At 44.8% G+C, this 19,633-nt stretch carries 23 protein-coding genes and 1 pseudogene; 12 read left to right on the top strand and 12 right to left on the bottom strand.

Annotation, left to right across the window (positions count from 1 at the left end; all coding sequences use genetic code 11):
- The first annotated feature begins 48 nt into the window (after positions 1 to 48).
- Positions 49 to 261 carry a sporulation protein YhaL gene (gene yhaL / locus CVV77_RS07970; RefSeq protein WP_019257940.1) on the top strand — a complete coding sequence of 71 codons (213 nt, stop codon included), beginning with the start codon at positions 49 to 51 and terminating at the stop codon, positions 259 to 261.
- Positions 262 to 302: 41 nt separating this feature from the next.
- Here yhaL and prsA read toward each other — a convergent pair whose 3' ends face one another.
- Positions 303 to 1,178 carry a peptidylprolyl isomerase PrsA gene (gene prsA, locus CVV77_RS07965; protein ID WP_019257941.1) on the bottom strand — a complete coding sequence of 292 codons (876 nt, stop codon included), beginning with the start codon at positions 1,176 to 1,178 and terminating at the stop codon, positions 303 to 305.
- A gap of 159 nt (positions 1,179 to 1,337) precedes the next feature.
- On the opposite strand from prsA, the gene yhzE1 reads away from it, so the two are divergent.
- A complete protein-coding gene (gene yhzE1, locus CVV77_RS07960) occupies positions 1,338 to 1,424 on the top strand; it encodes a sporulation protein YhzE1 (RefSeq protein WP_003327753.1) in 87 nt (28 codons plus the stop codon).
- Between the two features lie 124 nt (positions 1,425 to 1,548).
- Complete coding sequence (gene yhzE2 / locus CVV77_RS07955) at positions 1,549 to 1,635, top strand: sporulation protein YhzE2 (RefSeq protein ID WP_003155248.1); 87 nt, start codon at positions 1,549 to 1,551, stop codon at positions 1,633 to 1,635.
- A gap of 50 nt (positions 1,636 to 1,685) precedes the next feature.
- Here yhzE2 and CVV77_RS07950 read toward each other — a convergent pair whose 3' ends face one another.
- A complete protein-coding gene (locus tag CVV77_RS07950) occupies positions 1,686 to 1,868 on the bottom strand; it encodes a hypothetical protein (RefSeq protein ID WP_024571667.1) in 183 nt (60 codons plus the stop codon).
- A gap of 107 nt (positions 1,869 to 1,975) precedes the next feature.
- Positions 1,976 to 2,494, bottom strand: coding sequence for a DUF3267 domain-containing protein (locus tag CVV77_RS07945; protein WP_003239503.1), 519 nt, complete (start codon positions 2,492 to 2,494; stop codon positions 1,976 to 1,978).
- A 206-nt stretch (positions 2,495 to 2,700) separates the two neighbouring features.
- Between CVV77_RS07945 and CVV77_RS07940 the strand changes: the two genes are divergently transcribed.
- A complete protein-coding gene (locus CVV77_RS07940) occupies positions 2,701 to 3,042 on the top strand; it encodes a YhaI family protein (protein ID WP_100275057.1) in 342 nt (113 codons plus the stop codon).
- On the opposite strand, the gene CVV77_RS07935 is transcribed toward CVV77_RS07940, so the two are convergent.
- A complete protein-coding gene (locus tag CVV77_RS07935; protein WP_003239501.1) occupies positions 3,039 to 3,650 on the bottom strand; it encodes an HTH-type transcriptional regulator Hpr in 612 nt (203 codons plus the stop codon). The two genes, CVV77_RS07940 and CVV77_RS07935, sit on opposite strands and share 4 nt — an antisense overlap.
- 176 nt (positions 3,651 to 3,826) lie before the next feature.
- Positions 3,827 to 4,183, bottom strand: coding sequence for a YtxH domain-containing protein (locus CVV77_RS07930; protein ID WP_003239500.1), 357 nt, complete (start codon positions 4,181 to 4,183; stop codon positions 3,827 to 3,829).
- A gap of 128 nt (positions 4,184 to 4,311) precedes the next feature.
- Here CVV77_RS07930 and yhzF point away from each other — a divergent pair, with 128 nt between their 5' ends.
- Complete coding sequence (gene yhzF, locus CVV77_RS07925) at positions 4,312 to 4,503, top strand: membrane protein YhzF (RefSeq protein WP_003239499.1); 192 nt, start codon at positions 4,312 to 4,314, stop codon at positions 4,501 to 4,503.
- Between the two features lie 72 nt (positions 4,504 to 4,575).
- Here the strand turns inward: yhzF and trpP are convergent, their stop codons facing one another.
- The 3 genes from trpP to CVV77_RS07910 all read right to left on the bottom strand — a co-directional run bounded on the left by trpP (position 4,576) and on the right by CVV77_RS07910 (position 6,883).
- Entirely contained in the window at positions 4,576 to 5,094 is a 519-nt protein-coding gene (trpP, locus tag CVV77_RS07920) for a tryptophan transporter TrpP (protein ID WP_019257945.1), read from the bottom strand.
- A 123-nt stretch (positions 5,095 to 5,217) separates the two neighbouring features.
- On the bottom strand, positions 5,218 to 6,300 hold the full coding sequence (gene serC, locus CVV77_RS07915; RefSeq protein ID WP_019257946.1) for a 3-phosphoserine/phosphohydroxythreonine transaminase: 1,083 nt from the start codon (positions 6,298 to 6,300) through the stop codon (positions 5,218 to 5,220).
- A 145-nt stretch (positions 6,301 to 6,445) separates the two neighbouring features.
- Positions 6,446 to 6,883 carry an HIT family protein gene (locus tag CVV77_RS07910; RefSeq protein WP_003239494.1) on the bottom strand — a complete coding sequence of 146 codons (438 nt, stop codon included), beginning with the start codon at positions 6,881 to 6,883 and terminating at the stop codon, positions 6,446 to 6,448.
- 487 nt (positions 6,884 to 7,370) lie between these two features.
- Here CVV77_RS07910 and ecsA point away from each other — a divergent pair, with 487 nt between their 5' ends.
- The 3 genes from ecsA to CVV77_RS07895 are packed head-to-tail and all read left to right on the top strand — an operon-like array spanning position 7,371 to position 10,066.
- The gene (gene ecsA, locus CVV77_RS07905) at positions 7,371 to 8,114 is read left to right on the top strand and encodes an ABC transporter ATP-binding protein EcsA (protein WP_003239493.1); all 744 of its coding nucleotides are present in this window, start codon (positions 7,371 to 7,373) and stop codon (positions 8,112 to 8,114) included.
- Positions 8,107 to 9,333 carry an ABC transporter permease EcsB gene (ecsB, locus tag CVV77_RS07900; RefSeq protein ID WP_019257947.1) on the top strand — a complete coding sequence of 409 codons (1,227 nt, stop codon included), beginning with the start codon at positions 8,107 to 8,109 and terminating at the stop codon, positions 9,331 to 9,333. Before ecsA ends, ecsB begins: the two co-directional genes overlap by 8 nt.
- Before the next feature lie 22 nt (positions 9,334 to 9,355).
- Entirely contained in the window at positions 9,356 to 10,066 is a 711-nt protein-coding gene (locus CVV77_RS07895) for an EcsC family protein (RefSeq protein WP_088111210.1), read from the top strand.
- Between the two features lie 17 nt (positions 10,067 to 10,083).
- Here the strand turns inward: CVV77_RS07895 and sndC are convergent, their stop codons facing one another.
- From sndC to hmoB, 4 genes and pseudogenes are all read right to left on the bottom strand, one after another.
- Positions 10,084 to 11,274 (bottom strand): N-acetyl amino acid acetylase SndC, encoded by a 1,191-nt coding sequence (gene sndC / locus CVV77_RS07890; RefSeq protein WP_100275056.1) that lies wholly within the window; start codon positions 11,272 to 11,274, stop codon positions 10,084 to 10,086.
- Between the two features lie 68 nt (positions 11,275 to 11,342).
- Positions 11,343 to 12,734: a hypothetical protein gene (locus tag CVV77_RS07885; protein ID WP_100275055.1), complete on the bottom strand. Its 1,392-nt coding sequence runs from the start codon at positions 12,732 to 12,734 to the stop codon at positions 11,343 to 11,345.
- Between the two features lie 68 nt (positions 12,735 to 12,802).
- Positions 12,803 to 13,121: pseudogene (locus CVV77_RS07880) on the bottom strand (hypothetical protein).
- A 43-nt stretch (positions 13,122 to 13,164) separates the two neighbouring features.
- Positions 13,165 to 13,665, bottom strand: a complete 501-nt coding sequence (hmoB, locus tag CVV77_RS07875; protein WP_084991706.1) for a heme-degrading oxygenase HmoB — start codon at positions 13,663 to 13,665, stop codon at positions 13,165 to 13,167.
- Between the two features lie 121 nt (positions 13,666 to 13,786).
- Between hmoB and CVV77_RS07870 the strand changes: the two genes are divergently transcribed.
- The 4 genes from CVV77_RS07870 to hemY all read left to right on the top strand — a co-directional run bounded on the left by CVV77_RS07870 (position 13,787) and on the right by hemY (position 19,545).
- Entirely contained in the window at positions 13,787 to 15,931 is a 2,145-nt protein-coding gene (locus CVV77_RS07870) for a transglycosylase domain-containing protein (protein ID WP_100275054.1), read from the top strand.
- Positions 15,932 to 16,052: 121 nt separating this feature from the next.
- Positions 16,053 to 17,114, top strand: a complete 1,062-nt coding sequence (gene hemE / locus CVV77_RS07865) for a uroporphyrinogen decarboxylase (RefSeq protein ID WP_100275053.1) — start codon at positions 16,053 to 16,055, stop codon at positions 17,112 to 17,114.
- Between the two features lie 71 nt (positions 17,115 to 17,185).
- A complete protein-coding gene (hemH, locus tag CVV77_RS07860; protein ID WP_003239483.1) occupies positions 17,186 to 18,118 on the top strand; it encodes a ferrochelatase in 933 nt (310 codons plus the stop codon).
- 14 nt (positions 18,119 to 18,132) lie between these two features.
- A complete protein-coding gene (gene hemY / locus CVV77_RS07855) occupies positions 18,133 to 19,545 on the top strand; it encodes a protoporphyrinogen oxidase (RefSeq protein WP_100275052.1) in 1,413 nt (470 codons plus the stop codon).
- Positions 19,546 to 19,633 lie beyond the last annotated feature (88 nt).

Genomic DNA, 19,633 nt, shown 5'->3' with positions numbered 1-19,633 from the left:
CCGCATATGGTTAAGAATAAAGAATCTATGCAAAAGGGGGAGGAACACGTGTTATTTTTTCCATGGTGGGTGTATCTTTGTATTGTAGGCATCATTTTCAGTGCATATAAACTTGTGGCGGCAGCCAAAGAGGAAGAAAAAGTAGACCAGTCCTTTATTGAAAAAGAAGGGCAGATTTATATGGAGAGGATGGAAAAGGAGAGGGAACGCCGCAGTTCTCAGCAGCGTGACGAAGAAAATCCAAACCATTCTATTGCATAAAAAAAGCTGTGCAGCTCAATGAGCGTGCACAGCTTTTTTTATTATTTAGAACTGTTTGAAGAGGAAGAAGTGCTGCTGCTTGTAGAAGATGTATTGAATGTGTCTTTCAGTTCTTTATCTTTTACTTCGATGTCAGCTTTCTTCATGACTTTTTGAACAGCTTCCTGAACGGCATTGGTGTCATTTAGTTTTTGTTCGAGCACTTCAGATTTCAGCTCTTTTTTCATATCTTCGTATTTACCGCGTTCTTCTGTCTTTTTAATGATGTGATAGCCGTATTGTGATTTTACAGGATCACTGACTTCACCTGTTTTTAATTTGAATGCAGCTTTGCTGAATTCAGCCACCATACCGTCTTTTGCGAACCAACCAAGGTCCCCGCCTTTTGAAGCAGAGCTGTCTGTAGAGTATTCTTTCGCAAGGTCTTCAAATTTCTCGCCTTTTTTCAGCTTTTTCTCTACTTCTTCAGCTGTCTTTTTATCAGCGACAAGGATGTGGCTTGCACGGATTTTGCCTTTTAAGCCTTCCCAGTACTCTTTGATATCGGCATCTGTTACTTTGATGTTATCTTTAGCGGCTTTTTGTGTCAGTAATTCATATTTTACTTGCTCTTTAAGGTAATCTTTTCCGTATTGGTCTTCAAGGGCAGTATATTGATCGCCAAGCTGTGTTTTGTATTCTTTCAGCTTGTTGTCAATTTCTTTATCTGTAACTTTATATTTCTTGTCTAATACTTTTTCTTGCACCAGCTGTGTCAGTACGCTTGCGCCAGCTGTTTTCTTCATGTTTGTGTAAAGCTCGCCTTTTGTTACATCGCCTGCGTCTGTTTTTGCGATGACTTCTTTGTCGCCGCCGCTGCAAGCACTGAGAGCGAGGATGCTTGTAGCGGTAATAGCTGCTATTGCGATTTTCTTCATGGTTTTCAAACACTCCTAATCATTCCAAATTAAATTGCCTATGCGTATCATAACATATTGTGGCTTTCTGTAAAAAGATTTTAAATAAAGGGCATTCGTCTAGTCAAACTTTTGCTGATGACATACTTATATATTGATCAAGAAAAGGAGGTATGTAACATGAGCGGAGGATACTCTAACGGATTCGCGTTGCTCGTAGTACTGTTCATTTTGCTTATCATCGTAGGTGCAGCTTACATCTACTAAGCAGCCCGGGGATCGCTTGCACGATAAGCGATCCTTTAATTTCACTAGCGCCTAATCGTTTCAATCATGAATTGCATAAGATGTAATTGGTAAATAAAGCTTTTTACAGGAGGTGCTTTTCAAGATGGGTGAAGTATTTGCAGGCGGTTTCGCTTTATTGGTTGTTTTGTTCATTTTATTGATTATCATCGGCGCTTCTTGGCTGTACTAATCAAACAAAAAAGCATAGCTGCTGAAACAGCAGCTATGCTTTTTTCATATTTACACAGTAAAGGAGATCTCCACAAACGAAGAGATCAGTAAAATTAATATAGATACATTAATAAATCGGAATACCTTATCTTGCCGCTCTTCAGGAATCTCTCTGACAAGGCATAATGTATTGGTGAGCCTGTTTATGAAATATAAAATAAACACGGCAGCCACGATAAAATAGAATAAAATGATGGGAGATTCCCCCTCTCTCTGAACTGTCCCATATTACATTACCAAATATTTATTAAAAAAGATAGAATGCAAATTGAAAAATCGCCACTAGCGCCAAGGTTTGGCTACTTTTCAACAAGAATATCCAAGCCGTCCTCTTCCTGATCAATAAAACAGGCTTTCGGCGCTTGTATCAGCTTGAGAGCCAGCAAAAAGTCAGGCAGACAGTAGCCGGCATGAATGCCCGAAATCATGCAGAAATAATGGGCGTGATTCGGAAATGCCAGCGCGGCGTAAAACAATACAGGCGTAATCAGCAAAAACGGGCTTACGAGCGAAATCAGCATTGTTGTTTTTGGTATTCGTTTCCATGTGCGCATGCGCAATATGTAAAACTTTTTTTCTATTTTTCTTTTTTTGCAGATGATTGGCAGGACATGGATGACTTTATGTACAAATAAAATAACGACGAGCAAACCGCCGAATAAAGGTACATATTCATCGCTTAAGCTTGTGCCAGGCCGCAGCAGCTCAAATGCTAAAAAGGTAGATATAAAAACCAAAATCATAAAACATACAGCAGTTAATATTATGCGAACGGCACCATAATCCTTCATGAGATTTATGGTCTTCCAGCAATTCATCAAAGTCATCCTTCCATACATCTTGAATAGAATCTCAAAATAATTTACTCCTCCCAAGAGAAAAAATCAATGCTTTTTAAGAAAAAATATCGTGTAGCAGGTATTTTTTTGAAATAAGCAAACAAACTGCGAAATATGGGGTTAGAACTTTCTTCTCAGTGAATTATCAGCTAAAATAAGATTAAAGATAGAAAGAAGTGGTGTGGATGGATTCGATGGATCATCGCATTGAGCGATTAGAATATTACATACAATTATTAGTGAAAACAGTAGATATGGACAGGTACCCCTTCTATGCGCTTCTCATTGATAAAGGGCTTAGCAGGGAAGAAGGGGAAGAGGTTATGAGGATTTGCGATGAATTGTCAGAAGAGCTGGCAACACAAAAAGCGCAAGGATTTGTAACTTTCGATAAGCTCCTTGCGCTTTTTGCCGGACAGCTGAATGAAAAATTAGATGTTCATGAAACGATTTTTGCACTGTATGAGCAGGGGCATTATCAAGAGCTGATGGAAGTGTTTATCAACATCATGAAGCACTTTGATTAACTGTTTACAGGTTCGAGCTCTTCTGCCGGTTCATCCGCAGCACTGTCCTTTGCTTTTTTCTTCAGTTTTCCGTTTACGCTTTCAAAGTCATTGTCAATATTGGTGAGTGACGTTTCGAAAATTTCCATAAAATCATCGCCGTAGATATGGCGTATCATACACATCATTTCTGCCACTTCAGGGAATTTTCCGAATAAATGATACAGAGGCTGTGACCCTTTAAAAACCGCATTGCGAGTCGGATCAAACTCCTCAAGCAGGCTCCAGAATACCTCAGTGCCTTCCTCAGTCAATTGAACGTATGTGTTCCGTTTATCATTCAGCCGTTTAGAGAACCTTAAATATCCTCGTTCTTCCAGCTTTTTTGAAAAGTTGAATGCGGTTGATACGTGCATGACCCCGAATTTCGCGATTTCAGAAATGGAAGCTCCATTCAATTGATACGCAATCCATAAAATATGATGCTCATTAATATTCAGGTCATACGGTTTGAGCCATTGCTGCCAATCCTTCTCAATTGATTTCCAAAGAGCCTTGCTAAGCTGAGCCATTTTCTGGGTGAAGACCAGAGCCTCTTTCACATCATAGGGCGGTTCCACTCGATTCATTACGTCACCTGCTTCTCTTTTTCTTTTTCTCTATTATGCCAATAAAATAAAGATTAATAAAGATGAAAATTTAAGAATTTTTTAATAAATTCACAATCCATTGCGGTGAGAGGCTTTTTCAGCAAAAAAAAATGCGGGTCCAAGTTTGGCCCGCATTTTTTTATTTTGAATAGATATTAGTTTTGTAAGGTTTTCTCCAGCTGTCTGATTTTCTCTTCGATATCAGCGATTTCTTTTTGCAGATCCTGCTGGTGAGGCTTGATCTCTTCCTGCCATTTTTTAATGGACGTTTGAAGCTCGCCGCTTACGTCTTTAATGACATCCGTGCTTTCTTTTGCCGCTTTGATCAGCTGGTCTTTTAACGCAAGCCCGTCTGATTTTAAGCGCTTGATCGTTTCTTCGAAAGAATCATAATTGGTTTTCATTTTTTCACGCAGCTGCTTTCCTGAGGAAGGTGCAGTAAGAAGAACTGCTGCTCCTCCGATGATGCCGCCTACGAATAGTCCTGTTAATAGAGAACGTCCGTCCGCCATTACAATCACCCCGTCTTTTTCTTGAAATAGGATTCATTCAGCTTTTTTCATTTTTGTTGAAAGCCTGAACTTCTATACATAGCTTGCTTTATTTTAGCATATTTTTTAAGTGAAAAGGAGGGAGAAGGTTGTCTGTCTTTATGATTGTGTTATCCTGCATCACCCTTGCCTTCGCTTCAGGCGCTGTTTATTATATCAGACTTCTCAGCCAGGCTGCTTCTTATCCGCCCAAGAAGGTTATCCGGCAGAAAGCGCTTGTTTGTTCAACCGGAACCGCCTTTACACTATGTCTTATCTTTTTCACAAAACTCTTCGCTTAAAACATGCTGACATGCTGCGGGCTCTTTGTCGAAAAAACCTCTCCCGGCAGCGGAAGAGGTTTTGGGTGACAATTATTTAGCAGCTTCCATAAAACTGGAACGTCTTAAGATGGTTTGCACGATCGGATAAATAATGATCATGGCGATGGTATTCAGCACAGTGGCCGGCAGAACAACAGCCGCGAACAATGCGGTGAAACCGCCAGGCAAACCGACGATCAATAAAGCTGACGTTAAAAATACAATTCCCGATAAGATGGTCCCGATCGCTGTCAGCACTGCGGCTGCACCTGTTTTTTGGCTCCTTCTGAACAAAAGGAATAGGGTGAAGAACAGAAACGCTGACACGGGTTTATCGATGATGTTAGGAATCTGTCCGGCTGGGAATGCGGTTGTAAGCGCGGAGATGATTCCGGTCACAATCCCGATGACGAGTACGTTTTGCACCCGCGGGAACAGCAGGATGCCCATGAACATCATGATCAGCATCATATCTGGTTTCATGCCGCCTAAAAAGGGCGGAATAATGGAATGAAGCGCTGCGCCGATTGCGGCAAACAGAGCCATAGTGACTAACTCTTTTGTTTTCATATCTATGCTCTCCTCTGCTAAGCTTTTTGCCCTCCAATAATATGCTCGTCATTTATTGCGAAGGCTTAAAGAATGTGATATGCAAACAGTATACCAAACGAACGGTTTGCATAGCCAGACTTTTTACTCATTTTCCTGCTGGAATTTCTTCATGAACGCAGCTAATTTTTCACAGTCTTCGAGAGACACCGCGTTATAAATAGAAGCGCGGCAGCCTCCTACTGAACGGTGTCCGCCAAGGCCGATCATTTTTGCTGCTTTTGCTTCCTGAACGAATGTTTTTGTTAATTCGTCATCACGAAGCGTGAAGGTAACATTCATGCGTGAGCGGCTGTCCTTTCTGGCATGCCCTATATAGAATCCGTTGCTTTCATCAATACAGCTGTAGAGAACCTGAGCTTTTTGTTCATTGCGCTGTTCAACAGCGTCCACACCGCCGTTTTCCTTCAGCCATTCCAGAACAAGGCTCAGCATATAAATCGCAAATGTCGGCGGAGTGTTGTAGAGTGAGTCCGCTTTGACATGCGTTGAATATTTCAGGATTTTTGGAACGTTCGCATTTTCACTTTGCAGCCAAGTTTTTTTCATGATGACAACTGTCACACCGGAAGGGCCGAGGTTCTTTTGAGCGCCTCCGTAGATCACGTCAAACTTGGACACATCAATTTTTCTGCTCAAAATATCGCTGGACATGTCAGCTACGAGCGGAATTGGGGAATTCGGGAATTCCTGCCACTGTGTGCCGAAAATCGTATTGTTGGACGTGATATGTAAATACGCACCGTCTTTTACATCCGAAAGGTCAACCTCCGGAATAAAACTATAATTGTCTGCTTCACTTGTAGCAGTGACAGACGTATTTCCGAACAGCTTCGTTTCTGCCAGTGCTTTTTCAGACCATGCGCCGGTCATCACAAAATGCGCGGTTTTTTCAGGTGTTAAAAAGTTCATCGGAAGCATTGAGAATTGAAGGCTTGCCCCGCCTTGAAGAAACAAAATATCGTAATCTTCCGCCGGGATGCCCATCAGTTCAATTAAAAGGCTTTTCGCTTTTTGGTGCACCGCTTCATACTCTTTGCTGCGGTGGGAAAGCTCCATAACGGACATGCCGGATTCGTTAAAATCAATAAATTCTTTCTGTGCTTTTTGCAGAACTTCCAATGGCAGCGCTGCAGGACCTGCGTTAAAATTCGTTGTACGTTCCATCATGATCTCTCCCTGTTTTCCACGTTAATGTATAAAATAATACAATTATCCTATCACAAAAATTCAGTTTTTTGATAAAAAATTAGAATAATCAAAAGAAATTGACGGATGTTTGCGAAATGTTCACAAATAAAAAAACCTCATCTTATGATGAGGCCAGGCGTTTTGCGATAGAGGAAGAAATGTTCTGCAGATCCTCCGGTTTGTAATCATCAGCATGTGTTTTCCAAACCGCTCCGAATCCGTCTCCTTTTCCGTAGCGCGGGATGATATGCATATGATAATGAAAAACAGATTGTCCTGCTTTTTCGCCGTTATTGTTCAGCGTATTTAAGCCGATCGGTTCAAATTCATCCCGGATGGCACGGGCGATTTTCGGAACGGCGTGAAAATATTGTTTTGCTAATTCATCCGTAAATTCATACACATTTTCGATATGTGTTTTCGGAATGACAAGCGTGTGTCCCTTTGTCACTTGGCTGATATCAAGGAAGGCCAACACATGTTCATCTTCATACACCTTTGCGGACGGAATGTCGCCGGCGATAATTTTACAAAAGATACAATTCTCTGCACTATGCATGAGGGTTCCTCCTTATGAAATTGTTTAGTATGTATACACTCATCGTACCACAGAAATGCAGAAAATAGAAAACAGGATGAACGGCAAGCGTTCACCCTGAATGCAGAGGAAGAGCTTATATGAAGAAAATGTGATATGCCTTTGGTAAGCACCTCATTTGTCAATAAAATGAAGACTTGTTTAATGCCTAACGATTCCTGCGATAAACACCTCATTTGACAATTTGCTTCATAGATGAAGAATTCATCAATTCAGTGAAGAGAAATGGTTTGAGCATTGGACATGTTTATTTTCTATCCAACTGTATCTAAGACGTCTTTGACAAACACCTCATTTTTCAGTTGATATGCTTTTCCTCTACGACCATTATGATGTCCAGAAAACTGTCTCTTTATGACAGCAAATTCATCATTTGTTAAAAGGGAATTGTTTCAAATCAGGCCTTGTTTTTGGTACTATGAAGAAAAACAATATAAGGGGAGAAACTATGTCTCTGCTATCGGTAAAAGACTTAACCGGCGGATATACAAGGAATCCGGTTTTAAAAAACGTATCATTCACCCTTGAACCGAATCAAATTGTCGGCTTAATCGGGCTGAACGGTGCGGGTAAAAGTACAACAATCAGACATATTATCGGGCTGATGGACCCGCACAAAGGATCGATCGAATTAAACGGGAAAACCTTTGCTGAGGATCCAGAAGGCTACCGCTCACAATTCACCTATATACCCGAAACACCTGTTTTATATGAAGAGCTGACGCTGATGGAGCATCTTGAATTAACAGCCATGGCATATGGCCTGTCAAAAGAAACGATGGAGAAAAGGCTGCCGGCGCTTTTAAAGGAATTCCGAATGGAAAAGAGGCTGAAGTGGTTCCCGGCTCATTTTTCCAAAGGAATGAAGCAGAAGGTTATGATTATGTGCGCATTTTTGGCAGAGCCCGCGCTCTACATTATTGATGAGCCTTTTCTAGGGCTTGATCCGCTTGCGATTAACGCACTGCTTGAGCGAATGAATGAAGCGAAAAAAGGCGGGGCGAGCGTCCTGATGTCAACACACATTTTGGCAACGGCAGAACGCTATTGTGATTCGTTTATTATTTTACATAACGGCGAGGTGCGGGCGCGCGGCACGCTGTCCGAGCTGAGAGAGCAGTTTGGAATGAAGGACGCGGCGCTGGACGATTTGTATCTTGAGCTTACAAAGGAAGACGCTGGCCATGAATAATATGCTTGATATTTGGCAGTCGCGGCTGCAGGAGCATATCAAAGAAACAAGAACGTACATGAAATATATGCTCAACGATCACCTCGTCATTGTTTTGATCTTTTTTCTCGCGGGCGCTGCAAGCTGGTACAGCAAATGGATACGGGACATTCCCGCTCACTTTCCGTCCTTCTGGGTGATGGCCGTGCTGTTTTCGCTCGTGTTGACAAGCTCTTATGTGCGGACGCTTTTGAAGGAGGCTGACCTTGTCTTCTTATTGCCGCTTGAAGCGAAAATGGAGCCTTACTTGAAGCAGGCGTTTGTCTACAGCTATGTGTCTCAGCTGTTTCCGCTGATTGCACTGAGCATCGTTGCGATGCCGCTTTATTTTGCCGTCGCACCGGGAGCTTCGCTCGCATCGTATGCGGCAGTATTTGCACAGCTTTTGCTTCTGAAAGCGTGGAATCAGGTGATGGAATGGCGTACGACCTTCCAGAATGACCGAGGCATGAAACGGATGGATGTGATCATTCGCTTTGCGGCGAATACGCTCGTTCTTTATTTTGTGTTCCAATCTGTTTATATGTATGCGATTGTGGTCTATGTCATTATGGCTGCTCTTTATCTGTATATGTCTTCCTCAGCAAAACGGAAAACGTTTAAATGGGAGAGCCATATTGAGTCCGAATTGAGACGGAAGCAGCGTTTCTATCGAATTGCCAACCTGTTCACTGATGTGCCGCATTTGCGGAAGCAAGCGAAACGGAGAGCCTATCTCGACTTTTTGCTGCGGCTCGTGCCGTTTGAACAGCGCAAAACGTTTGCCTACATGTTCACCCGCGCCTTTTTGCGTTCAAATGATTATTTGGGCATTCTCGTCAGATTAACGGTCATTTTCGCGCTGATTATTATGTATGTGTCGGCAAGCCCGCTCATTGCAGGGGTTTTGACTGTGTTTACCATTTTCATTACGGGCGTTCAGCTTCTGCCGCTGTTCGGCCACTTTGACCATCTGGCGCTTCAAGAGCTTTACCCTGTGACAAAAGAAACGAAGCTGAAAAGCTATTTCTCTCTATTAAAAACTGTACTTAGCGTTCAAGCGCTGCTGATGTCTGCTGCATCTGCCTATGCTGCCGGCATGACAGGTTTTCTGTACGCGCTGATCGGTTCTGCCGTTCTGATTTTTGTCGTTCTGCCGTCTTATATGACAACCAGACTGAAAAAACATGGCAAGCTGTGAGCTTAAAAAAGGGGTAGGTCAAATGACAGACAATCAGCTGCTGATGCAGGAAGCCCTTCAATGGAAAATGCATTTTTTGCGAAAGGATTCCATGTTTGAACGCTTTTCGAAGCGTGTGCAAACGAAGGTGAATGAGCGGATTCCTGAAAAAATCCATACGGTCGTCACCGAGAGCGTGAAAAAAATGGTGGAAGCGACGATGGCCGGCTCCAATATTATCACCTATAAGAAGGATACAAGCACACTGTCACTCAGTGAAAAAAACGAACTGGCGAAAAAAACAATTGCTTCTTATCAGAAAGTGGCAGCTGCTGAGGGAGTCGGCACCGGAGCTGGCGGCATTTTTTTAGGCATTGCCGATTTCCCGCTGCTGCTTTCGATTAAGATGAAGTGTTTATTTACTTTATCCTCAATTTATGGATTTGATGTGAAGGATGCACAAGAAAGAATGTTCTTGCTGCTCGTGTTTCAGCTTGCGTTTTCGAGTGATGACTGCCGCAAATCGCTTTTTTCTGTCATTGAAAATTGGGAGGCGGAGAAAAAGAGCATCGACTGGAGAGTGTTCCAGCAGGAATATCGCGATTATATCGACGTCGTGAAGCTTTTTCAGCTTTTGCCGGGAGTAGGGGCGGCAGTCGGCGGTATTGCCAATTATAAGCTGCTAGCTCAACTTGGCGAGACGGCAAGACACGTTTTTCATCTGAGAATAGTAAAGGAAACAGCCGGAGAATAAACACTCCGGCTGTTTTTTTATAGCATATGATATGTGATCGCGGCACCCGCAAGCACCTTGGCCGCTGTCAGCATTGCTTTTTCATTGATGTCAAATTTCGGATGATGGTGGGAATAGACTCGTTCTGGCTGTTCAGGAGCGGCACCTGTAAAGAAAAAGGTGCCTTTGACGTTTTGTAAGTAATAAGCAAAATCCTCACCGCCCATTTGCGGTTCACCGTCAATGACGTGCTGAACGCCCTCAGTGTTCTTTGCGATGCTAACCAAGTGGCTTGTTTCTGCAGGATGGTTCACAACTGCCGGATAGCCCCGTTCATAGTTGTACTCATAGGACGCGCCGTGCATGGTGCACACTCCTTTTACAACTGCTTCAATTTCTTTCTCCAGCATGCTGCGGACATTTTCGTCAAAAGAACGCGCTGTGCCGATGAGTGTCGCTTGGTCTGCGATAACATTAAACGGGTTGTCGGCGATGAAAGAGCCTGTCGAAATAACGGCGGATTGAATCGGATTGACTTTGCGGCTGACAATGTGCTGCAAAGAGGAAACGATTTGCGAGCCGATCAGGACGGCGTCTTTTGTATCATGCGGATGAGCGCCGTGACCGCCCTTCCCGTGAATGTTGATCGTAAATCGGTCTGCTGCCGCCATCACGGCGCCGGGGCGGCAGAGAATGGTTCCGAGCGGCTCAGTCGCCCAAAGATGCGTGCCGAATATCACATCCGCGTTTTCGAGACAGCCGTCATCAATCATTGGCTTTGCGCCTCCCGGATAATATTCTTCCGCATGCTGGTGGATCATCACAAACGTTCCCTTCAGCTCATGTCTGTTTTGGTGAAGGACCTTCGCCACTGCGAGAAGAGCTGCCGTATGGCCGTCATGGCCGCATGCGTGCATGACACCTGGCACCTTGGAAGCGTAAGGAACATCTTTTTCATCTTGAATGGGGAGGGCGTCAAAGTCGGCCCGCAAAGCGACGGTAGGGCCGGGTTCGCTACCTTCTATATATGCTAAAACCCCTTTGCCGCCGACATTCGTGCGGATCGGAGCTCCTAACGATTCATAATAGGAAGCAATAAAGGCGGCGGTTTTTTCTTCTTGAAACGAGAGCTCAGGATACATATGAAAATGGCGCCTGATCTCGACCATTTCTTCAAAACAGCTGTCGAGCTGTTTGTTAATCTCTTTCTGCAGTGTGGATATGGACAAAGCCGCTTCCCCCTTTTCTATGCTTTTCCATGATTGTATAGAAAAAGTCTGAATATTTCAACTTGATTTCAAAGCAGAACCATGGCTGCGATGGTTGTTACTGAAAGGCCGATCACGACGGGGATAAAGTTTTTTCTGGCAAGCTCAAAAGGATCAACTTTACAAATGGCTGCAGCGGGAATCAGCGCCCATGGGACCAGTGTTCCGCCGCCCACCCAGATGGCAGATATTTGACCGAGTGCGGTTAGAACGGCTGGATCAGCATGAAGAGCGGACGAAAAGAGCTTGGCGATAGAGCCGGCGAGAGAAATACCTGAAAACCCTGATCCGTCTAGGCCGGTTATGGCCCCAGCTGCAGTTAAGGCAGCGGCGGCAAGCTCCTTTGACATGGGCATCGTATGGGATAAAGCGATGCCAAGATCATTGACAATTCCGTGGGAACCTTTAGGGAGTGAAGTGCCCAGTATGGTTTCAAAGCCTGAGTCACCAAGGTAGAAGAAAGCGGCAATCGGGATGACGGGGCCGAAAACCTTAAAGCCGAACTGGAATCCATCAATAAAATAGCCAGTGATTTTCTCAAGTCCTTTTTGCTTATACACGAGAAAATGAACGATCATGAGGATGCAGATCGCAGACCCGCCAATTAACGCGGTCGCATCATTTCCCTGAAGGTCAAACAAGAGCATGCAGGCGATATCAGCAAGAAAGACAAGCGGAATCAAAAGAGCCAGTGTGGATCGCAGACGTTTTGGCAAGTACAGCGAGGTGTTTTGTTCCTCAGAAAGTACGGGGGTAAAAGAAGCTGGACGTAACTGTTTTTTGCGTTCGCGCTGAATCATGAGAAATGCCGCAGTCGTTGTGGTCACGCCCATAATGAGCACAAGAGGAATGCTGGCCGAAACGACATCACCGACTGGAATGCCTGCTGCATCTGCTGTCAGCTTTGGTGCCGCCTGAATGACAAAGTCTCCTGACAAGGCAAAACCGTGGCCGAATAAGTTCATGGCCATGGCGGCGGCAATAGGCGGCAAACCGGCGCGGGCGGCTGCCGGAAGCAGGACGGCGCCGATCAAAGCGACACCTGGAGAAGGCCAGAAGAAGAGAGAAATGGCGAACATCAGGCCGCCAATCAGCCAGTAGGCGATTACAGGACCTTTCACAAGGCGTATAAAGGGAGAAATCATCGCTTCATTTATCCCTGTTTTCGTTAACAAATCACTCATCGAAACGATAAAGCAAATGATGAAAATCGTGGGCAGCAGTTCGCCAGCCGCGTAGATAAAGCTGTGGAATAAACTGCTAACAGAAGCTGAAAGTGAATGGCTGGCCCATAATGATATGATAAAAATGCCGAATAAGGAAATAAAGGTCGTATCTTTCCGCAGCAGCATAAATAGGATAATCGCCCCGATAAAAAACACATAAAGAACATGGACAGACAAAATCCCGATTTCCATCATTGATCACTCCTTCCGCTTCCTACAGATTATTCATAGGCGGGCGGAAGGTGCCGGGACAGAAGGCAGGGTTATGATGGAAGATGAACATTGATCTGTTTTAGCTGTTCAATCAGATGATGCGGTAACACTCTGTTCGCTTTTTGCTGATGTTCTGGGAAGCATTCAGGGGAAAAAATGACGCTCCCATCAGCAAGCCAGTTTTTTTCTGTAGGCGACGATGCTTTCCGATGGCTCGAAATATGAACCATCCTCGCGCTGCATGTCGTAATCGTCAAATCCGAACTGAAAACCGCAGCACGGGCAGATTTCATAAGAATGATTCCCTTCCTTATCATATGCCGGTTCAGCCAGTCCCTTAAACCCGCAGACCGGGCAAGTATACTTCATTTTGCTTTCCTCCCAATAAATAAGCTGCCGGACATGCCGGCAGCTATTCGACAGCGAAATATGTGGTGACATACGAAGGCCGGGAGAAGATTGACGTTGTGTCAACTCCGGCAGACGTGCCGCGTTTTTTGTGGGCTTCTTTGTATGAATCTGACTGCTGCCAGTCTTGAAAGTCTCTTTCGGATTCCCACAAGGTCAGAATGACATAGGTGTCACTGTCAAGCGGGCGAAGCACACGAATCGCTTCAAAACCAGGCTGGTTTTCGACTTTTCCCGCTCTGTTTTTAAATCTGTTTTCAAACAGCGGACGTCCTTCCTGAGTGACGGCAATATTGTTCAATACTGCAAAACCGGGATGCTTCATCTCTCCGACTTGGTCAATGACTTCATAAGCGTGTGGTGCCTGGAAAACCGTATCTCCGCTTGTTTCGTGGATCAAAATCGCGTTTTCCTGCCCCTGCATCAAAAGGATATTTTCTGAGGGATGCTTCTTTACGATCGTTTTTAAAAAATCGGCTGTCCCATATGTAATATAAACCTTCATATCAGCCACCTCCTGCTTGCTAGTATATCAAAACAATGGTATAAGTTTCTATTGGCGAGTGCTTCGAACATAATTCCAAACAATTTTTCCCATACTACCTTTAGAAAGGCGAGGTGAGTTTATGTTTAAGGTAAAGAAAAAGAAACTATTTATACCGATTGTTATTTTAGTGTTAACTGCTTTTCTCGCTTTAATAGGATATATTTCAATTATTTTTCTCGGGCATTATGTCATAGATGAAAAGAAGCTGATTCTTCATGCCTCTTCTAAAATTGTGGATCAAAACGGAGATGAGGTTGCAAGCCTGTATACAGAAAATCGTGAGCCGGTCTCGATCAATGAGATTCCGAAACAGGTCAGAGAAGCGTTTATCGCTGTTGAGGATAAACGGTTCTATGAGCATCACGGCATTGATGTGAAATCTGTCGGAAGGGCAGTGTACCGCGATATATTAGCAGGCGGAAAGGTGGAAGGCGGAAGCACGATCACCCAGCAGCTTGCCAAAAATATTTTTCTGACACATGACAAAACGTTTTTAAGAAAAACAAAAGAAGTGATCATTGCGATCAACCTTGAACGGGATTACAGCAAGGACAAGCTGCTGGAAATGTATTTGAATCAGCTTTACTTCGGACATGGGGTCTACGGCATACAAGCGGCATCTCACTATTATTTTAATAAAGAAGTAAAAGATTTGACTGTATCCGAAGGGGCGGTTTTGGCTGCTATTCCGAAGGCGCCTTCTACGTATTCTCCTGTTTTGCATCCAGATAAAAATAAGGAGCGGCGTGATACGATTCTCGGCATGATGAATGACCAGGGCTACATCAGTGCGAAAGACGCTGTCAGCGCGCAGGGCCGAACGCTTGGACTGCACGTAAAGAAACAGTCGGAAACACCCTGGTTTGACAGCTATATTGACCTTGTGATTGAAGAGGCGGAGGACAAGTACTCGATTTCCGGAGAGCAGCTCCTTCAAGGCGGATACACGATCAAGGTGCCGCTTGATTCCAAGCTGCAGAAGACGGCTTATCAGGTGATGAAGCAGGGGAGCTATTATCCTGGAACAGATCAAAATGCTGAAGGAAGCGCGGTCTTTATCAATAACAAGACAGGCGGTGTGGAAGCGGCGATCGGCGGAAGAGATTACACATCTAAAGGATATAACCGTGTCACAGCTGTCCGCCAGCCGGGTTCCACATTTAAGCCGCTTGCAGTATACGGACCGGCGATGCAGGAAAAGAAATTTAAGCCATATTCTCTATTGAAGGATGAACTGCAATCCTACGGAGATTATACGCCGAAAAACTATGACAGCCGATATGAGGGCGAAGTGACCATGTCTGACGCCATTACGTACAGCAAAAACGCGCCGGCTGTCTGGACGCTGAATGAGATCGGCGTCGAAACAGGAAAATCTTATTTGAAAGCAAACGGCATTGATATCCCTGATGAAGGCCTTGCCCTTGCTCTCGGCGGCTTGGAAAAAGGCGTTTCACCGCTTCAGCTTGCCGGCGCGTTCCATACATTTGCAGCGAATGGAATGTATATTGAGCCGTACTTTATTTCTAGCATAATGGATGAAGACGGAGAAACAATTGCCGATCATAAAGAAGAAGGAAAGCGGGTATTCAGCAAGCAGACGTCCTGGAATATGACAAAAATGTTGCAGCAGGTGGTCAAAAAGGGAACGGCCACGTCCGGCACCTATCACGGAGACCTGGCGGGAAAAACCGGTTCCACGTCTTATACAGGCGTCTCCGGCGCGACAAAGGACGCCTGGTTTGCCGGCTATACGCCGAAAATAACCGGAGCTATCTGGATGGGCTATGACAAAACGGATCAAAACCATTATTTAAAAGGCGGCAGCGCGTATCCGACGAGACTGTTTAAGGATATTTTGACACAGGCAGGAGAAACCGGTTCTGTGTTTACAAAGCCTAAAAACGTCAAAGAACTGGAAAGCCCGATTGAGCTGGAGCCGGTCAAAACACTGACAGCGAATTACACATTTAAAGCTGCGGGACTGTTTACCATTGAATTAAAATGGAATGCCCAAGAGGATGATCGGGCTGTATACAGAATTTATGTAAACAAGGACGGCAAGGAGACGCTTCTTGATTCAGTTGAAGGAAAGGGAAGCTATGAAATCCCTTATGCCAACTTGTTTTCGGGCGCTTCTTATAAAATTGTGCCTTATAATACACAGACAAAAAGAGAAGGGGAAGGAACCGATTACGTTCAGCCTAAATTGTTTTCCTCTTAATGGAATTCGGCGATTTTTTGAACTTTGAGCCTCATTTCTATACCATTTGCCCAAAACGAGGTATAGTGTAATAAGTCAAGAAATACGAACGTATGGTTGCAGTATGAAAGGTGGAAATCAGATGAGTAAACGAGAAACGTTTAACGAGACGTTTTTAAAAGCTGCACGGGGAGAAAAAGCGGATCACACGCCTGTATGGTATATGAGACAAGCAGGGCGCTCACAGCCGGAATACCGTAAGCTGAAGGAAAAATACGGATTGTTTGATATTACACATCAGCCCGAACTTTGTGCCTATGTCACAAGACTGCCGGTTGAGCAATACGGTGTCGATGCTGCAATCCTTTATAAAGATATCATGACTCCGCTGCCGTCAATCGGTGTGGATGTTGAAATCAAAAACGGGATCGGGCCTGTGATTGATCAGCCGATCCGGTCTCTGGCGGACATTGAAAAACTCGGCCAGATTGATCCGGAACAGGACGTGCCGTACGTGCTTGAGACGATTAAACTGCTTGTCAATGAACAGCTGAACGTCCCGCTCATCGGTTTCTCAGGTGCGCCTTTTACACTGGCTAGCTATATGATCGAAGGCGGTCCGTCTAAAAATTACAATAAAACAAAAGCCTTCATGTACAGCATGCCGGATGCATGGAAGCTGCTGATGTCCAAGCTTGCCGACATGGTAATCGTGTACGTGAAAGCGCAGATTAAGGCAGGCGCAAAGGCGATTCAAATCTTTGATTCGTGGGTCGGCGCCCTGAATCAGACAGATTACAGAACATACATCAAACCCGTAATGAACCGGATTTTTTCAGAGCTTGCGGAGGAGAATGTGCCGTTGATTATGTTTGGCGTCGGTGCAAGCCATCTGGCAGGTGATTGGCATGACCTTCCGCTCGATGTGGTCGGGCTCGATTGGAGACTCAGCATTGATGAAGCCAGATCAAAAGGCATCACCAAAACAGTGCAGGGCAACCTGGACCCGTCCATTTTGCTTGCGCCATGGGAAGTCATTGAGAAGAAAACGACGGAAATACTTGATCAGGGCATGAAATCTGACAGCTTCATTTTCAACCTTGGACACGGAGTATTTCCTGACGTCAGCCCTGAGGTTTTGAAAAAACTGACAGCATTTGTCCATAAATATTCACAAAACAAAAAAATGGGTCAATATTCCTAAGCATATCTTTTGGTATCATGATGATATCCTGTCAAAATGTTTGTATCAGATCATTAAAGAGGGTGTAAACAGTGAGTAGAAAGAAAATGGGGCTTCTCGTTATGGCGTACGGCACGCCTTATAAAGAAGAAGATATCGAGCGTTATTATACACATATCAGAAGAGGCAGAAAGCCTGAGCCTGAAATGCTTCAAGATTTGAAAGACAGATACGAAGCAATTGGCGGCATTTCACCGCTTGCCAAAATCACAGAAGAGCAAGCGCACAAGCTTGAACAGCACTTAAATGAGATTCAGGACGAGATTACATTTAAAGCGTATATCGGGCTGAAGCATATCGAGCCGTTTATTGAAGACGCTGTGTCAGAGATGCATAAGGACGGCATTACAGAAGCAGTCAGCATCGTGCTGGCACCGCATTTCTCCACGTTCAGCGTGCAGTCCTACAACAAACGTGCCAAAGAAGAGGCTGAAAAACTTGGCGGCTTAACGATTACGTCTGTTGAAAGCTGGTACGATGAACCGAAGTTCGTGAAATACTGGGTTGACCGAGTGAAGGAAACATATGCGTCAATGCCTGAGGATGAAAGAGAAAACGCGATGCTCATCGTATCCGCACACAGCCTGCCGGAAAAAATCAAAGAATTTGGAGACCCGTACCCGGATCAGCTTCATGAATCGGCGAAATTGATTGCTGAAGGCGCAGGCGTTTCCGAATATGCGGTCGGCTGGCAAAGTGAAGGGAACACGCCTGATCCTTGGCTCGGACCTGATGTACAGGATTTAACACGTGATTTATTCGAACAAAAAGGCTATCAGGCATTTGTATATGTCCCTGTCGGATTTGTCGCGGATCATTTAGAAGTGCTTTATGATAATGATTATGAATGCAAAGTGGTTACTGACGATATCGGCGCAAGCTATTACCGCCCGGAAATGCCAAATGCAAAGCCGGAATTTATTGACGCATTAGCAACAGTTGTATTAAAAAAATTAGGACGTTAAAGAAGGCGATGAACATGAGTGACGGCAAAAAACATGTAGTCATCATCGGCGGCGGCATTACCGGTTTAGCCGCCGCCTTCTATATGGAAAGAGAAATCGAAGAAAAAAATCTGCCGCTTGAGTTGACACTTGTTGAGGCAAGCCCGAGAGTAGGCGGAAAAATCCAAACTGTCAAGAAAGACGGCTATATCATCGAAAGAGGACCTGACTCATTTCTGGAACGGAAGAAAAGCGCTCCGCAGCTTGTCAAAGATGTAGGGCTTGAGCATTTGCTTGTCAACAATGCGACCGGACAATCCTATGTGCTTGTAAACCGCACCCTGCATCCGATGCCGAAGGGTGCCGTGATGGGGATCCCGACAAAAATTGCGCCGTTCGTTTCAACCGGCCTGTTTTCTTTGTCTGGGAAGGCAAGAGCCGCTATGGATTTCATCCTGCCTGCAAGCAAATCAAAAGACGACCAGTCATTGGGAGAATTTTTCCGCAGGCGTGTCGGAGATGAAGTGGTCGAAAATTTAATCGAGCCGCTCCTATCAGGCATCTACGCAGGCGACATTGATAAACTCAGCCTGATGTCGACATTCCCGCAATTTTACCAGACGGAACAAAAGCACAGAAGCCTGATCCTCGGCATGAAAAAAACTAGGCCTCAAGGCTCCGGCCAGCAGCTGACGGCTAAAAAACAAGGGCAGTTTCAGACTCTGACAACCGGTTTGCAGACCCTTGTAGAAGAGATTGAAAAGCAATTAAAGCTGACGAAGGTGTACAAAGGCACAAAAGTGACCAAGATCAGCCGCGGCGGCACTGGCTACTCGCTTGATCTGGATAACGGCGTCACACTTGATGCTGAATCAGTGATTATGACTGTTCCGCATAAAGCGGCTGCGGGAATGCTTTCTGAGCTTCCTGCGATTTCTCATTTGAAAAATATGCACTCTACATCCGTGGCAAATGTCGCCTTGGGCTTCCCTGAAGGCGCTGTCCAAATGGAGCATGAGGGGACGGGCTTTGTCATTTCAAGAAACAGCGATTTCGCGATCACAGCCTGTACGTGGACAAATAAAAAATGGCCGCACGCAGCGCCGGAAGGCAAAACGCTGCTTCGGGCATATGTCGGAAAAGCCGGAGACGAATCCATTGTCGATCTCTCAGATAACGACATTATCAACATTGTGTTAGAAGACTTAAAGAAAGTCATGAACATAAACGGGGAGCCGGAAATGACATGTGTCACGCGCTGGCATGAAAGCATGCCGCAGTACCATGTCGGCCATAAGCAGCGTATCAAGGAGCTGCGAGAATCACTGGCCTCCGCATATCCGGGTGTCTACATGACAGGCGCTTCTTTTGAAGGTGTCGGAATTCCCGACTGCATTGATCAAGGAAAAGCTGCCGTGTCTGACGCGCTTACCTATTTATTCAGTTAAAAACCTCCGCTGTATGGCGGAGGTTTTTTTATTGTGCAATGGCAATATTGAGTAAAAAAATGATTGAATTGATTAGCAGGTTATGATA

Source organism: Bacillus sp. SN1 (assembly GCF_002796895.1).
Lineage (GTDB): Bacteria > Bacillota > Bacilli > Bacillales > Bacillaceae > Bacillus > Bacillus inaquosorum.
The sequence above is the reverse complement of the archived record's forward strand: the minus strand, read 5'-3'. Positions and strand labels throughout refer to the sequence as shown.

Coding starts and splice junctions, on each gene's coding strand:
- CVV77_RS07940 (WP_100275057.1), top strand. CDS start 2,701: ATGGATTCGATGGATCATCGCATTGAGCGATTAGAATATTACATACAA.
- CVV77_RS07945 (WP_003239503.1), bottom strand. CDS start 2,494: ATGAATTGCTGGAAGACCATAAATCTCATGAAGGATTATGGTGCCGTT.
- hmoB (WP_084991706.1), bottom strand. CDS start 13,665: ATGAAGGTTTATATTACATATGGGACAGCCGATTTTTTAAAAACGATC.
- prsA (WP_019257941.1), bottom strand. CDS start 1,178: ATGAAGAAAATCGCAATAGCAGCTATTACCGCTACAAGCATCCTCGCT.
- CVV77_RS07885 (WP_100275055.1), bottom strand. CDS start 12,734: ATGATGGAAATCGGGATTTTGTCTGTCCATGTTCTTTATGTGTTTTTT.
- hemE (WP_100275053.1), top strand. CDS start 16,053: ATGAGTAAACGAGAAACGTTTAACGAGACGTTTTTAAAAGCTGCACGG.
- trpP (WP_019257945.1), bottom strand. CDS start 5,094: ATGAAAACAAAAGAGTTAGTCACTATGGCTCTGTTTGCCGCAATCGGC.
- CVV77_RS07870 (WP_100275054.1), top strand. CDS start 13,787: ATGTTTAAGGTAAAGAAAAAGAAACTATTTATACCGATTGTTATTTTA.
- hemY (WP_100275052.1), top strand. CDS start 18,133: ATGAGTGACGGCAAAAAACATGTAGTCATCATCGGCGGCGGCATTACC.
- yhzE2 (WP_003155248.1), top strand. CDS start 1,549: ATGGGTGAAGTATTTGCAGGCGGTTTCGCTTTATTGGTTGTTTTGTTC.
- CVV77_RS07895 (WP_088111210.1), top strand. CDS start 9,356: ATGACAGACAATCAGCTGCTGATGCAGGAAGCCCTTCAATGGAAAATG.
- CVV77_RS07910 (WP_003239494.1), bottom strand. CDS start 6,883: ATGCATAGTGCAGAGAATTGTATCTTTTGTAAAATTATCGCCGGCGAC.
- CVV77_RS07935 (WP_003239501.1), bottom strand. CDS start 3,650: ATGAATCGAGTGGAACCGCCCTATGATGTGAAAGAGGCTCTGGTCTTC.
- ecsA (WP_003239493.1), top strand. CDS start 7,371: ATGTCTCTGCTATCGGTAAAAGACTTAACCGGCGGATATACAAGGAAT.
- CVV77_RS07930 (WP_003239500.1), bottom strand. CDS start 4,183: ATGGCGGACGGACGTTCTCTATTAACAGGACTATTCGTAGGCGGCATC.
- yhzE1 (WP_003327753.1), top strand. CDS start 1,338: ATGAGCGGAGGATACTCTAACGGATTCGCGTTGCTCGTAGTACTGTTC.
- ecsB (WP_019257947.1), top strand. CDS start 8,107: ATGAATAATATGCTTGATATTTGGCAGTCGCGGCTGCAGGAGCATATC.
- serC (WP_019257946.1), bottom strand. CDS start 6,300: ATGGAACGTACAACGAATTTTAACGCAGGTCCTGCAGCGCTGCCATTG.